Annotated in this window: 13 protein-coding genes, 1 tRNA gene and 1 pseudogene; 5 read left to right on the forward strand and 10 right to left on the reverse strand. The window is 30.4% G+C overall.

Features of this window, described 5'->3' with window-relative positions:
- A pseudogene (locus EU95_RS0108635) lies at positions 1-479 on the reverse strand (porin); the annotation flags it as partial.
- A gap of 343 nt (positions 480-822) precedes the next feature.
- Between EU95_RS0108635 and EU95_RS09320 the strand changes: the two are divergent.
- Complete coding sequence (locus EU95_RS09320; RefSeq protein ID WP_052046844.1) at positions 823-3,096, forward strand: tetratricopeptide repeat-containing sulfotransferase family protein; 2,274 nt, start codon at positions 823-825, stop codon at positions 3,094-3,096.
- A 62-nt stretch (positions 3,097-3,158) separates the two neighbouring features.
- On the opposite strand, the gene EU95_RS09670 is transcribed toward EU95_RS09320, so the two are convergent.
- The 3 genes from EU95_RS09670 to EU95_RS0108645 form a co-directional block, all read right to left on the reverse strand.
- Complete coding sequence (locus tag EU95_RS09670; RefSeq protein ID WP_193742416.1) at positions 3,159-3,323, reverse strand: hypothetical protein; 165 nt, start codon at positions 3,321-3,323, stop codon at positions 3,159-3,161.
- Between the two features lie 328 nt (positions 3,324-3,651).
- Positions 3,652-4,164, reverse strand: coding sequence for an adenine phosphoribosyltransferase (locus EU95_RS08325; RefSeq protein WP_032521331.1), 513 nt, complete (start codon positions 4,162-4,164; stop codon positions 3,652-3,654).
- A 145-nt stretch (positions 4,165-4,309) separates the two neighbouring features.
- A complete protein-coding gene (locus EU95_RS0108645; protein ID WP_032521332.1) occupies positions 4,310-4,975 on the reverse strand; it encodes a hypothetical protein in 666 nt (221 codons plus the stop codon).
- A gap of 268 nt (positions 4,976-5,243) precedes the next feature.
- On the opposite strand from EU95_RS0108645, the gene EU95_RS08320 reads away from it, so the two are divergent.
- Positions 5,244-5,317, forward strand: a tRNA-Pro gene (locus EU95_RS08320).
- A gap of 124 nt (positions 5,318-5,441) precedes the next feature.
- On the opposite strand, the gene EU95_RS09675 is transcribed toward EU95_RS08320, so the two are convergent.
- From EU95_RS09675 to EU95_RS08310, 4 genes are all read right to left on the reverse strand, one after another.
- Positions 5,442-5,597, reverse strand: a complete 156-nt coding sequence (locus tag EU95_RS09675; protein WP_193742417.1) for a hypothetical protein — start codon at positions 5,595-5,597, stop codon at positions 5,442-5,444.
- Between the two features lie 2 nt (positions 5,598-5,599).
- Positions 5,600-5,827, reverse strand: coding sequence for a hypothetical protein (locus EU95_RS08315; protein ID WP_032521333.1), 228 nt, complete (start codon positions 5,825-5,827; stop codon positions 5,600-5,602).
- Between the two features lie 43 nt (positions 5,828-5,870).
- Positions 5,871-6,038: a hypothetical protein gene (locus EU95_RS09680; protein ID WP_193742418.1), complete on the reverse strand. Its 168-nt coding sequence runs from the start codon at positions 6,036-6,038 to the stop codon at positions 5,871-5,873.
- Positions 6,039-6,132: 94 nt separating this feature from the next.
- Positions 6,133-6,651, reverse strand: coding sequence for an AbrB family transcriptional regulator (locus tag EU95_RS08310; protein WP_032521334.1), 519 nt, complete (start codon positions 6,649-6,651; stop codon positions 6,133-6,135).
- 1,021 nt (positions 6,652-7,672) lie between these two features.
- Between EU95_RS08310 and EU95_RS08300 the strand changes: the two genes are divergently transcribed.
- Entirely contained in the window at positions 7,673-8,710 is a 1,038-nt protein-coding gene (locus EU95_RS08300) for a lectin-like protein (protein ID WP_032521336.1), read from the forward strand.
- A gap of 277 nt (positions 8,711-8,987) precedes the next feature.
- On the opposite strand, the gene EU95_RS08295 is transcribed toward EU95_RS08300, so the two are convergent.
- The gene (locus EU95_RS08295) at positions 8,988-9,920 is read right to left on the reverse strand and encodes a lectin-like protein (RefSeq protein ID WP_032521337.1); all 933 of its coding nucleotides are present in this window, start codon (positions 9,918-9,920) and stop codon (positions 8,988-8,990) included.
- A gap of 750 nt (positions 9,921-10,670) precedes the next feature.
- Between EU95_RS08295 and EU95_RS08290 the strand changes: the two genes are divergently transcribed.
- Complete coding sequence (locus tag EU95_RS08290; protein ID WP_032521339.1) at positions 10,671-11,531, forward strand: hypothetical protein; 861 nt, start codon at positions 10,671-10,673, stop codon at positions 11,529-11,531.
- Between the two features lie 575 nt (positions 11,532-12,106).
- Positions 12,107-12,472, forward strand: a complete 366-nt coding sequence (locus EU95_RS10310) for a GtrA family protein (RefSeq protein ID WP_072014824.1) — start codon at positions 12,107-12,109, stop codon at positions 12,470-12,472.
- Between the two features lies 1 nt (position 12,473).
- Here EU95_RS10310 and EU95_RS08285 read toward each other — a convergent pair.
- Positions 12,474-13,793: DUF2079 domain-containing protein (locus EU95_RS08285; RefSeq protein WP_032521342.1), on the reverse strand; the 1,320-nt coding region annotated here is incomplete at its 5' end.

The following is a 13,793-nucleotide window of genomic DNA, read 5'->3' on the forward strand; positions in this document are numbered from 1 at the left end:
GTTGCATCACCAACAATTACTGAGGCTCCGCCAACAGGGAATGAGTATGTTACTCCATCAACTGTTAATACACCTTTAGTAGCATCAAGGCCCATAGCAGTAGCTGAAATTGACTGTGCATCGCCATCACCACCACCTATGTCAATAGCAACATCTAGTGAATCTTCACCAGTGAAACTAGTTGATAGGCCGATACCCATTTGATAGTCGAAAGTAGTAGCTTCGCTAGTAGTAGCGTCATCACTATCAACTGCTCCAACAACCATGTCAACACTGAAAGATGCTGTTGTTGTTTCTGAAAATCCACCAGCTTCAAAGTTGTTGAGTCTAGCTTCTAAACCGTCTACACGGCTATTTGTAACTGCAATTTCTTCTGCAGGGTTGAAGTCATTAATGGTAACTTCGTTCGCTGTAGCTGACAGTGGAGCCAATAAGCCTAAAGTCGCTGGAGCTACAAGCAAGCTTTTAAAAAGCTTCATTTAAGTTCCTCACACATATAAAAAGGGACACTTTAAAATACTGTAATAATGGTAATAATTTCAAGTATCAAGGACTACTTTTTCTTAGATTCCATTATTTGAGTCAATGAAATGATCAAAACAATCAAATACCAGGCTTTAAAAAGCTTGGTAAGACTGAATTCTTATTGGATTGATTGATTGATTACTAAAGATTTTATTTTTTGTGTGACGATGGAAATTGTGTCCATATGCAAATTTTTAATTCCTAATCTTAAGGAAAATTAGCAAATTTTAAAAAATTTGTATGAAATCTAAAAATTTAAGGGTTATTGTTTAAAAATATCAAAGATGATCAAATTAAATGACAGGTTTTGGGAATGATAATAAAAATATTCGAAAAAAAAACGCTTTAGAAAACGACATCCCCAATAAAAATAAGTTAATCTCAAATGCTTTTTTATATCACTCTAAGGGGAGAATCAAAGAAGCTTCAGAAATTTATAAGTATTTAATAAAAAAAGGTTTTAATGATCCAAGAATTCTCACAAATCTAGGAACTATTTATCAACAATTAAATGATTTTGATAAGGCGGCATTTCTCTATAAAGAATCAATAAAGAGGTTCCCAAAAAGCTTTGAAGCATATGCAAATTTAGGAAGCATTTTAGGAAAAAAAAATAAATTAGAGGAAGCAAAAAGTTATTTAAAAAAAGCTATTGAATTAAATTCAAGTTTTTTGATGCCATATTCAATGTTAGCCAGCATAAATATTAATGAGGGGAAATTAAAGGAAGCTGAAAAACTTTTACGCAAATGTATAGCAATTAATCCAAACATAGCTGAATCACACTTAAATTTGGGATGTTTACTAAAAGAGCTAGGAAAAATTGAAGAAGCAGAAATTTCTTTGAGAAAATCATTAGAAATTAAACCTAATAATGATTTAGCGTTAACAAATTTAGCTGTAATTATCTTGGAAATAGGAAAAGCTAAAGAAGCTGAAAAACTTTTAGATAAAGCGATAAGTATAAATCCAAATTCCTCAATGGCATTTAATTGTTTGGGGAATATTTATTCAAATAAAAAAATACTTGATTTAGCAGAAGAAAGCTATAGAAAAGCTATCAAATTGCAGCCAAACTTTGCACTGGCCCATAATAATCTAGGAAATCTTTTACTAAATAATGGAAATATTTTTGAAGCAGAGGATAATTATAGAAAAGCTATCAACTTAGAACCAAATTTTGATTTAGCTTTAAACAATTTAGGATCCCTCTTGTTAGAAAAAGGAAAAACCATTGAAGCTGAAAATTTTGTGCAAAAAGCAATAGATTCTAATCCCAAATTTGAACTAGCTTATGTAAATTTGGGGTCAATTAAATTTGAATTAAATAAATTACAAGAAGCTGAAAATTTATATTTAAAAGCTATAGAAATTAAAGATGATTACAAATTTGCATACATTAATCTTTTTGATCTTTACGATAAGACTAATAATTTACAAAAATTAAGAGATTCTTTAACCTTATTTGAAAATAATAAAAATTTAAAAAATGATTTATTTTTGTTTAAAGCAAGGCTTTTATACAGAGATAAAAAATTTACTAAAGCAAAAGATTATATTAATAAAATTCCTCGTAAATGGTTAGAAGATTCTAGCCAGAAAGCAATTCTTCTTTATTGGTCTTTTAAAGGATTTATTGAGGAAAAAGAAAAAAACTTTCAAGAAGCGTATCAATGTTTTGAAAGAAGTCAATTAAACCCAGATTATAAGAAATGTGACCCCAAAATTTTTGAGAATTATATCCACACATATAGAAAAAATCTTGAAAATAATAACTCCTTTAAAAGAAAAAATTATCAAGTTAAAAATGGAATAGAACTAGTTTTTCTATTAGGCTTCCCAAGATCAGGAACAACTCTCTTAGACACAATACTAAGGAGTCATCCTGAAATAGATGTTGTAGAAGAAAAACCAATAATTCAAAACATTGAAAATATTATTAGTTCTCAATACAAATACTCTTTAAGTGAAATTTCAAAACTTAATGATGAGCAATTAAGAAATCTTAGGGAACTTTACTTAAAAAAATTAATGATTTATTCCACCAAAAGTAAAGAAGCGAAAGTACTGATTGATAAATTCCCTTTTAACACTGTTTGCTTACCTCTAATAAATCTGTTATTTCCAAATGCAAAAATAATTTTTACTCATAGAAATCCATACGATACAGTTTTATCATGTTTCCAACAGGCATTTGAACCAAACAATGCAATGGCAAATTTTCGATCTATAGATTCCTCAGCCAGGATTTATGATCTTACCATGAAAATGTGGGTTGAATACAAAGATAAGTTGGATATCAAATATGTAACGTCTAAATATGAGGATCTTATAAAAGATTTTGATAACAATATTCTTAAAGTTTTAAATTTCCTAAATCTCAAATGGAACAAAAACATAAAAAACTACAGAGATACTGCTTTAAAAAGAGAAAAAATTAATACACCTTCATCATCTCAAGTTATTCAACCCCTTTATAAAACATCCATAGAAAAATGGAGGTATTACGAAAAGTTCTTTAAAGATTCTCATATTTATCTAGATCAATGGAGAAAATATTTTGAGTATTAAATAAAAAATTTTTTAAAACCTAACTTTTTAATTTGAAGTAATTGAATTTATTAAGATGAATATTATTTAATTATCTTTTTTGAAATTTTATAAGATATTTGATTTGTTTTGTATGTTTTCTTTTTTTTGTTGATGTCTACGTACCAACCTGAAGCAAGCCTAGTATCTATTTCCTCGTAATCTGATTTTACGTCAATTTTGCTTAGTGATTTCTTTTTGTAATCCATTTTTCTACAATTACTTCAGCAATATAGCACTTAAATATTTATTTAACAAAAGAGTAATTAAATTTTTTATCTTCAAATTAACTTATAAGTTTTAGAAAATAGTGAAGGGTTTTTCAAATCTATAGAAAAAAGAAAAATATCATTTTAAGCTCTCATAAAATTAAAAATCTGGCTAAATTATCTGAAACTAAACAAACCTGAGGAGCACAAGGTTAAATGACTCAATTAAGTTTACTCGTCAATTCTTTACCAAGAGATCTAGCAGAATTTTCATTTTTCTTAATAGTTGGTTTTACAGCCGGATCAATTGGATTAATCTAATCTAAATTTAAAGTTCAATTTGAGAAACAACTTCCATTTCTAATATTTGCCTAGCATTTAAGTTCCTCAATTCAGCAACAACAGATAATCCAGTTACTTCTTTACCTAATTTACTAAGAAGAGAATAAGCACAATTAGCTGTCCCACCGGTTGCTAATAGATCATCTACAATCGCAAAACTTGAGAATTTTTCAATGGAACTTTTTTGAATTGATAAAGAATTTTTACCGTATTCCAATTCATAATCAGCAGTTATCAACTCACCAGGTAATTTCCCAGGTTTTCTCAAAACTACCATGGGTTTCCCAATGTTAAATGCTATTGGTGATCCGAAAATAAAACCTCTCGCATCAATACACGCTATCGCATCACAATTTTTTATTACTTCATCCTCAGACATCGTATAAATCAATTCTTTGAATGCGTCTGGGTCCTTAAGTATTCCTAATAAATCCTTGAACACTATCCCTTTTCGAGGAAAATTTCGATAACTTGATATGAGCTCTTGGAAATCTTTCACTAAAGTCTTTTCATAAAAACCAATTATAGTAATTAGTAATTAATAAGGAACCAATTATATGTAGTATCAAGTTTTCAAATAAGAAATTAAAATTTTACTCATTTTTTTAAATATAAATAAATTGTTCTTTCTATTCGATTTTTAATTAAAGAAACTTTTTAAAATTATTCCAGCAATGTGTCAAAAGTCCAGAGGCTAACAAAAATTCAAAAATTTCTTGATCATTTCTTATTTGTTCAGTAGTAGATGCCCAAGAGATATCAAAATAAAAATAAAATAGCGCAACAAATAAGAAAAATAAAGATAGATTTTTTGGAGGTAAAGCATCAAGTTTTGGGAATCTTCTCCACCCAAACCAGCCTAATAACAAACATCCTATTTCAAAGACAGGGTCCAATAAATAATTATGAAAAATGGGTAAATTGTGAAAATTAGTTTCACCTTGAATATTAACTTCAGAAATTGATTCAATTCCAAATCCAGTTATTCTTTCTCCCCAACTAATCTCTTCTCCAGCAATGAGAAATAAGAATATACAAAAAACTAACCACAATAGTGTATTTATAGAACTTTTGCGTTTGCTTCTAATAAAAATAATAAGAGAAAAAAATGAAGCTACGAGGTATTCAAAAAATTGGAGCCACTCCAAAGGACCGTCTTCACTTCTAAACCAATCAAACCACGTTAAGCCTATAAATGATTGCCCATAAGGCAATATATATATAAATCCATAAATAAATACTAAGTAATAAATCGGGAATAGATTTACCTCTGGCAAGATTTTTCCCCATACTGTTTTTATTTCTCTCATAAAATAAAATTATTTCTTAGTGGAGATATTATTATATTATTTTCTTAAAGAAAAATAAAAAAATAAATAGTTGGCTAAGCGCAATGTTTTATTAACCTTTAAAAGGATAAATTAATCAACATAAAAGTATTATATTAAAAAAAACTTGAACCCCAAAAAGCTATAAAAAAGCAAAAAAATCTCTTTTAGTCCCAAAAAATGTGTTTTTATAAAAAATTCATAAATCAAGTCTTTTATAGATACCTGTTATGGACTAATATCTTATGAGCGGGGCGTGGCGCAGCTTGGTAGCGCGGGTGCTTTGGGAGCACTAGGTCGCAGGTTCGAATCCTGTCGCCCCGACTCTTAAAAACCAAGTTATAGTAGCGAGTTTCCCAGACTCGCTTTTTTATTGGATGTTGTCTCATACCCCCAAAGGGTAGCTGAAAGGGTAGCTAGAATCTTCGAAGATACCCTCTAGGTGCTTCTATTGGTAGTTCTCACTAAGTGCTATCAACATCTTTCTTATGTATTCGTTATCGCAACCTAAATCTTCTTTTAATTCATCAGCAGTACATCTTATTTCTTCCCAGGCAGGGAATATTAAATTATTTCTTTGATCTTCAGTTGGTTCAAATTCCATCTTTAATTACTCCTTTTATTGAATATGTTTAGAAATTTTTGAATTAAGGATTCCTCTTTATTCTCATTTTGTTCCTTTTCTGAATTAATATAAAAAGATGCCTTTTTCTTCTCAGTTAGTTCCTTCTCCTTTTGCGCTTTCTTTTTTTCTTCGGCTTTCTTATACCAACTTCCATATTGAGATTTTTTATAATCTTGACTACTTTTTTCTAAGTTTTTCTCATCTGTCATAGGTTAAATGAATTCTATATATTTATATACTAATTATTTTTCATTAAACATCTATAAAATCATCTTGGATTCTATCCCCATATAATCGCTCCATTGCTTCTCTTAGCTTTTTCATTTCTAATTTATTCTCTCTTCTATCAATAACTCCACTCTGAAGAATCGAGATGGTTTTTAAAATTAAAGTACACCTATCAATGAATGAAACTAACAAACTTATTTAAATTACTTTTCAAGTCTTAGGTTAAGACTAGTTTTATTATTATTAATATTACATTGATAATTAGAAAATAATAAAGTCAATTTATTTAAGGAGTATTAATACCATCTTTTAAACCGAGTAAATTTAAAAGAGCAGGAATCAATAATAAAACGGTTATTAATCTGACCGCGTGTAAAGCAGCTACTGAAGCACCTACTCCATACTCAGATCCAACTAGGCTCATCCCTATTGTCCCTCCAGGAGCAGAACCTAATACTGCAATAGCAGTGTCAATTCCTAAAAATTTACTTATTAGAAATGCTATTAAAAGTCCAGTTATTAATAAAGAAAATGTAATAATTAATGCTGGCTTCCACAAGTTCTGTAATTCGCTTAAAGTTTCTTGATTAATTCCAGTCCCTATAACAGTTCCTATTCCTATCCCAAGTGCTGTTTTTGTACCTAATGGCCAAACTGCTGCATCAATTAGACCACTCGCACTTAAAACACCAGCTCCAATGATAGCTCCCAATAAAGAAGCAGCAGGGATACCTGTGAAGATCATTAAAGTTCCTAAACCTGCTCCAGCAAGAATATAAAAAAACAGTGTTAATAAAGAATGCATTTTGAATAAATAAATTGTTCTCTTAATTAATTAATACTTTTTAATTTGAGATAAACAAGTTAATAATTTAAAATTTACTTTTTTAATGTGTCTTTAAAATTTATTTGTTAATCTCGAAATGCAAAGAGGATTTAAATTTTAATAACATGAATATTTTTGATGAAAAAATTTTTAAAGCCTTTATAAGTATTTGCTTAATATTACTAATACTGATTTTCAGTATTATTGCTTTCAATCTAATCCCCTTGAAAAATTGGGCAAATTATCAAACCATTTGTATAGAACAAGAGAGTATAGATACAACTATCCCTTGGGCAGTAAGAAAATGTAATGGGCGATCAAAAGTTTATCAAGTAAAGTAAATCTTCTCTTGAAGGTATTAAGAAATTAAGTTTGATATTTCTTCAACTTAAAAGGGTGATCAATAAAACTTTTGAATTTGATAGACTTACGCCCAATACGTTTGGCTCTTTGACATTTGTAGGGAATGTATTTATAACTTCTAGTTCCATCTTAAAATCTAAGCTAAATCATTGTTTTCTCTTTATTTTTTACTATTTGCCAATTCTTATTCCCAAATGTATCTCTAATAAATATACTTATTGCATCAACCCAATCTTCTGTCGTTGACCTTGGCATAAAGTAAGCACTCGGGCGTAAGGGGGTAGCTGTAGGGGTAGCTGTGATCTAATATGATCTTAGATGATCTTCGAAGGTTATGCTAGAGTGAAACTCAAACTCATTACTGTATCTAGCTCCACTTCTGTCTATAACTAGAATCTCATCAAATTCTTATTTGAACAACCGAGTCCTTTGGGAGCACTAGGTCGCAGGTTCGAATCCTGTCACCCCGATTCAGTTATAGCAGTAAGTCTCAGCTAATAATATAAAACGTGCAAAAAAGTGAGCACGCAAATGACACGCAAATTTAAATTCTTTTCAAGAATATTTAAAAAATTAGAAAATTAGATCGACTTCCTTAACTTTTTAATTACTCTAAATAATAAATATTCCTGAATCATTGGATAATTCTCCAAAAAGGAAAATCCGCAATAATGGATTCACTCTTGTTGAGCTTGTAGTTGCTATTGCGGTTTTATCAATATTGTCTGCGGTTTCTATTCCAAACTTTATCTGTTTCTCAAGAAAAGCAAGAGCTACAGCAGCTTTAACTTCTTTAAAACAAGTCTATAAGGAGTGCCTTGCTAAAAATATAGATAATGTCAATCAAAATTTTATTCCTAATAATTATTCAGTAAACGGTTATTCATTTCAATCAAATGAAGATTTTTTTTGCCAGGGGGATTCCAATGGCTTAATTAGTATTGAGCCTGAAGATTTAAACACATATCCTGTTTTCAATATTGCAGTAATAAGTGGAGAGATGTCCTATACCTATAAGGGTGCCCCAGGTACTGATCTAAAAGAATGTTTGGCAATGATCTGCGTCGATGGAATTTATAAGAGTCAAAGAATTGGCATTGATGAATTTGAAAACAAATTTAATGATGCATTTACCGATGGGTTAACACTCGATGGAGAGTACTACAGAAGAGGTGATAGTGTTTACGTAATAGTTAAGGGAGACACATGGGAAAAGGCACAAGCAAATGCAAAAAAATTAGGTGGTAATTTAGCAACGATTAATGATGAAGAAGAAAATTCTTGGCTCCAATCGCAGCTTTATGGAGATGGGAAAGCAAGTAATAAGCTTACAGACCAACTAGGTTTACCAGGAGAAGAATTAAGAGGTTCTTCAGTATGGTTAGGTCATACTAATCATCAAAATAACGAAAAATATGAGAGTGTTACGGGAGAAAAAAATACTTATTCTAATTGGGCTCCTGGAGAGGAAAGTGACGGTTTTGGTAAGGGAGAGAAATACACTGTAATGACTTTATTTGATAACTACAACAGAGATCCAGGTCAAATGATGACAGTTTCAAATAGACAATACAATACAGATCAACTAGTTGAAAGAGGTGGTGCCCATATCTTTTATGGACTTGCAGAAATAAAAACCAATGAAATTATTGAGGTTGATGATGATGAAGTTTAATTTAAAGAATATTTAAGGCACGCATAACACACGCAAATGACACGCAAATCACAGTATGTTAGTCCGAATTAGGCTACGGGTGTTTCCTTAAAAGTATTGATATAGCTATAAGTCTCAATTATAGCCTTGTTTTTGCGGGTGCTTTGGGAGCACTAGGTCGCAGGTTCGAATCCTGTCGCCCCGATTCAGTTATAGCAGTAAGTCTCAGCTAATAATAATTTTCCCTCAAAAAACCGTTCCCTCATGTTTCCCTCAAATTAACAGAAATTTTTTTTATTTATTTGCATGAAGGAATTTCTGCCAAGCCAAAATGTCTAGGATTTCCGTTATTTTTAAGCCAACTACTCTCATTATCAACCCAAGTCAGATGCCCACTTAACCCATTATATAGATCCGGGCGATAGTCATTCTGGACATAGTCAGTAAAACCTTTGTCATTAGTTCCTCCAATAACAAAATAATCTTTTGAATTTGCCATATGCTGTTGAGCCAACCAGTTTTGCCGATGTATTAAATCTTCATTATTATTAAAATCCGAAGTTTCGCCACTCGCCCACACATATTCGCCTTCTTTAGCAACATCATTTAAACCAGTAAAGTAATAAGTACTTTCTTGAGAATTATCACCCGCCAAACTTAGCAATTCATTTTTTGCCCAGACATTATTTTGCAACCAGGAATATTCGTCTTTATTATTTATGGTCACTAAATTACCACCTAAGGATTGTGATCTTTGCTGCGCTTCATCCCAATTTGAAGCCTCTAAGATCACATAATCTGAACATTCATTATTAATTGCAGCATTCTGAACAACGAAATCAAAATTATTATATTTTTGAGCTATTAGATTAAATGACTGACATGAATCAAAAGATTCAGCCCATCCTGTTTTAGCTCCATTTGACATATCTAGCGAGATAGAACATGTTTTATCAATTGTTGCGGACATCAAGCTTGAACAATCTGTTGACTGAAAAGTAATGCCTGGGATCAAAGGAGCATTTGGTGATTTATTAGAATTGTTTAGACAACTTGTATAGTTTTCACTGAGAACCATTTTTGCAGCCGCAAATCTAGCCATATTTAGTAATCTTAAAAGATAAGGTCCTCCTATAGTGGCTAAAATTGATAGAACGGCTATTACTATTATTAACTCAGTCAATGAAAATCCAAGCTCGTTATATTTTTTCTTTGTTTTTAATGATTTCAATTTAACGAAAAATCAACTACCAAAATATTATAAAATTTTTCACAAAGAAACTAAATTTTACAAATATCTTAAAAAAATTCTTTATCTTGGTACTTTGGGAGCATTAGGTCGCAGGTTTCAATCCTATCGCCCCGATTTGGATCTCAGCAATTAGCAAAATAGCTTGTGTGCAAAATGTAAGCAAAATCTATTCTTCTTCAAGACTTGTCAATTTTTGGTCCTTTTGCGAAAAATTAGATATGTACTTATTACTGATAAAGGTAGTGAGAGAAATCCTGATATTGTAGAAGAGACCTTGAATTTATCATAGTATTGAGAAACTTCTAAACGCTCTTCTTTTGTCATGTCCTTAAATTGCTTTTCTTTAGATAAAGGGGGTTCCCCTAACAATAAGAAGGCTATATTTACTTGAAAAAAAATGTAGGAAGCAAAAAATGTTGAAAATTTGATGAATATATCTAAACAACCTTTCATTTGATGATTTCCATAATCTTTATCTTAACTCTGAGCTTATTTCTTGACCTAGTGCTTTGGGAGCACTAGGTCGCAGGTTCGAATCCTGTCGCCCCGATTGGGTTTTCAGCGATTGGTAAATATTACAATACGAAAGCGATACGAATAGCAAAACTCTTCTGGACACTTTTAATAAGTCTCAGACTGCCTTTCGTACCAATCCAGAATTGTAGGGTTGAATTAAAAGAAATTGTTTTTCTGTATAAAAATGCTATAGTTTTAAAAATTTTTTTTGATTTGAAATTACTTTTTAACCTAAATTTTAAATTACTTACTGGAGCAATTTTTATTTTTCTTGCAATTCTATTTGACGCTAATACTCCAATTAAATCAGAAACTTGTGAAGAAAATCCAGAAACTTTTGCAACTAGTTGTTTTAAAACACCAGTGACCTACAAAACAAGAGTTTATGAACTTGGTTTTTGTAAATCTGACCCTTTATCAGGCACTACTGGGACGGGAATTAATGTAACCTCGAATCACGTGATTGATGAAACGAGTTGTGTTCCAACATTTATTTCAGATTCCGGAAGTCTTGTTGACCTTTCGACAATTGGAGCATCTCAAATTCTAGACGGAACTAATATATCACCGCCATCTGGAACCTACCCATTTGCGTACATAAAAGTAAGCAATACATTTGTACTTAAAGGAACTCAATTAGTCAATGGTGTGCCTTTTTATTCCAGTTCAGATGGAACTGCCACTAAACTTTTGTCAGAATATGTTGAATGGAATAATACGGTTATTGATTTTGAAAAAGGAACAGAATGCGAACCTCTATCCAATAACAGGATGATGGCAGGTGCAGAAACTTATACAAGTGGTATTACAGGAACTATGAAAGCCTTGCTCTCACATATTAGTGATGAAAAAATTGTTGCAACAACTCCTGATGATTGTGGTATTTCAAATCGTATTTATGCCAGTTTTAAACCAACAAATCCTGTAATTATTACAGATTCCACTAAAGGTTTAGAAGTATTATTTTCTATAAAAAATACTGGCTTAAGTGTTGTTCCATGGAGTGGACCAAATGATCTTGAAGTGGGATATTTTTCAACTGGACCAATTTTGCCTAAGTTTCAAACTTTTTAAGTACTAAAAAATACCCAGAGTGGACCCAAGATATATTTTCAATCAGAAATTTTTTATGTAATCTAAGATTTTCCTTTTAGCAAAATAAATCTCAAATATTAATTTGCTTGTCCGGATATTTTTGGATAACAAAGTAGTTTATGGACTTTCATATAAGAAAGGTATACGAAAAGCGTACGAAAGGGACAACCTTTTATAAACAATACTGGACACTATAGAACAGCCTTTTATTCTTATATCTATTGTTATGACTGAGATCCAAGATGCTCACTAATTTTATGTTAATGCTTTGGGAGCACTAGGTCGCAGGTTCGAACCCTGTCGCCCCAACCATTTCAAAACCTATTCATACCAGCTAGTTACACAGACTCGCTTTTTTATTGCAAAAATATGAATACTCGAAATGTGGTCAAATAGCGTTAAATAAGATCTTAAATTTGCAATATTATTCCTAAGAAATTTACTTGAGAATATAATTTGGTAATCCATAAAAAATAATTCCAATAAGATCAATATTTTTAATAGTAATTTGCAATGTTAGGGTATTTTTATAAAGAAATCGTATAAAAATTAAAATGAAAAAGTTTCTGAGATATATCTTTTCAGGAGTAATAAATACAATAGTCACATATATCACCTCAATAATTCTTTTAAAAATATTCAATATATTTTTAGTTATCAGTAATCTATTAGGTTACGTAGTTGGTATTTTTGTTTCTTTTTATTTGAATAGAAATTTTGTATTTAGAAGTAACCAAGTGGGAATAAAAAAACAATTTTACAAATTTATTTGTGCTTGTTTATTTTCTTATTTTATAAATTTAATTTTTTTAATTTTCTTTTCCTATATTTTTGAATTAAATGATTATATTTCGCAAATTTTATCTATGACAACTTATAGTTTGACTTTTTACTACTTGTCCAATAAATATATTTTCTAAATTATTTTTCACATAGCTCTAGACCATTATCCCATTTAAAACAATCCCAATTATTCTCTTTTGCAGTCTTTATATATTCTTTCTGCAATTTATTAGAAGAGTCCCATCCAGGATCCAATGGATTAAGAAGTAAAATATTAAACTCTTTTAAATCTGATTTAATATCATCTTCATTTTTAGGATATTTTATGAAAGATCTCTGGGATAAATGAGGGACCAAATAACTTGTCGTGATCACATTTGCATTTTTTGGTATTTCTTTAAATGCTTCCCTAGCTGGAATGATAGAATCCAAACGACTAAGGTATGGGCCTGCAAAGAAAAGAGGCTTAGCTAATGCCGCCCAACAAATAATCATCCATAGAAATGTTTTTCTTCTATAAATGAAAATATCCTCATTATTTGCCAATCCATTTATTACTGAAACTACAATTACAAGAGCAATTGGAAGGCTGTATTGGTGAATCAAAGTTCTTTGTGAAGAAGATTCTGAAAGAATATTTGAAAAAACCAATGGGAATGAACTTATTAATGTAATAAAAGAAATGTTTTTCAAAAAAACTAAAGCTGGAGCAAATAAAATTAATAAATAAAATATTGAATCAATTAACTTTATTTGTTTTAGAACATATAGTGGATTCAAAAATAATGTAAATAATATTTCCTTAAACGAATCCCCATAATTTGAATATCTCGCAAGAGCCATAACAGATCCTTTATCGCCATTCAAAATTGGATACATCAAATTATTTAAGAATAAAAACCAGAGTATAGAAATTAAAAAAAGAATTAAGGCTCTTCTAAATTTCTTTTTCAAAATTTGCTCCAAACCAAAACCAAAAATTAAAAGTACTAATCCATCCCTTGTTCCAAGAATTAAAACAGTAAGCAAAATTGATATACTGAAATTCTTATTTTTTTCGAAATAATAATAAAAGGCAATGCAAGGCATTGCCCAAACCTCTGGATGAAAATCAAATAGATTAATATTAAAAACTACTGGCTGTAGAAGCCAAAAAGTTCCTACAAGAAATCCTACTTTACTGCTTAAGTTATTTTTTTTGCACAGAAGCCATAGAGGAATTGTCGTAAAACAAAGAGATAAAGATTGTGAAAGAAATAAAATATTTATATCAGGAATTAATTTATATATCACTGAAATTATGTATAGTGTCCAGGCACCATGATCTGCAAACATATGTAATCCAGTCATGGTTGAATATGAAGGTAAATTTTTACTAGTGAGCCATATCCATTGATCAAATAACCCTAAATCATAAGCGTTACTCTGCAACAAATAATGTCTTAAAACTGCTAGTAA

The sequence above is a fragment of the Prochlorococcus marinus str. MIT 9201 genome, assembly GCF_000759955.1.
GTDB classification, from domain to species: domain Bacteria; phylum Cyanobacteriota; class Cyanobacteriia; order PCC-6307; family Cyanobiaceae; genus Prochlorococcus_A; species Prochlorococcus_A marinus_G.

Bases quoted from the DNA above. Each gene is read 5' to 3' on its own strand.
- EU95_RS09320 (WP_052046844.1), top strand. From the start codon at position 823: ATGACAGGTTTTGGGAATGATAATAAAAATATTCGAAAAAAAAACGCT.
- EU95_RS09670 (WP_193742416.1), bottom strand. From the start codon at position 3,323: ATGGATTACAAAAAGAAATCACTAAGCAAAATTGACGTAAAATCAGAT.
- EU95_RS0108645 (WP_032521332.1), bottom strand. From the start codon at position 4,975: ATGAGAGAAATAAAAACAGTATGGGGAAAAATCTTGCCAGAGGTAAAT.
- EU95_RS09675 (WP_193742417.1), bottom strand. From the start codon at position 5,597: ATGGAATTTGAACCAACTGAAGATCAAAGAAATAATTTAATATTCCCT.
- EU95_RS08315 (WP_032521333.1), bottom strand. From the start codon at position 5,827: ATGACAGATGAGAAAAACTTAGAAAAAAGTAGTCAAGATTATAAAAAA.
- EU95_RS08310 (WP_032521334.1), bottom strand. From the start codon at position 6,651: ATGCATTCTTTATTAACACTGTTTTTTTATATTCTTGCTGGAGCAGGT.
- EU95_RS10310 (WP_072014824.1), top strand. From the start codon at position 12,107: ATGAAAAAGTTTCTGAGATATATCTTTTCAGGAGTAATAAATACAATA.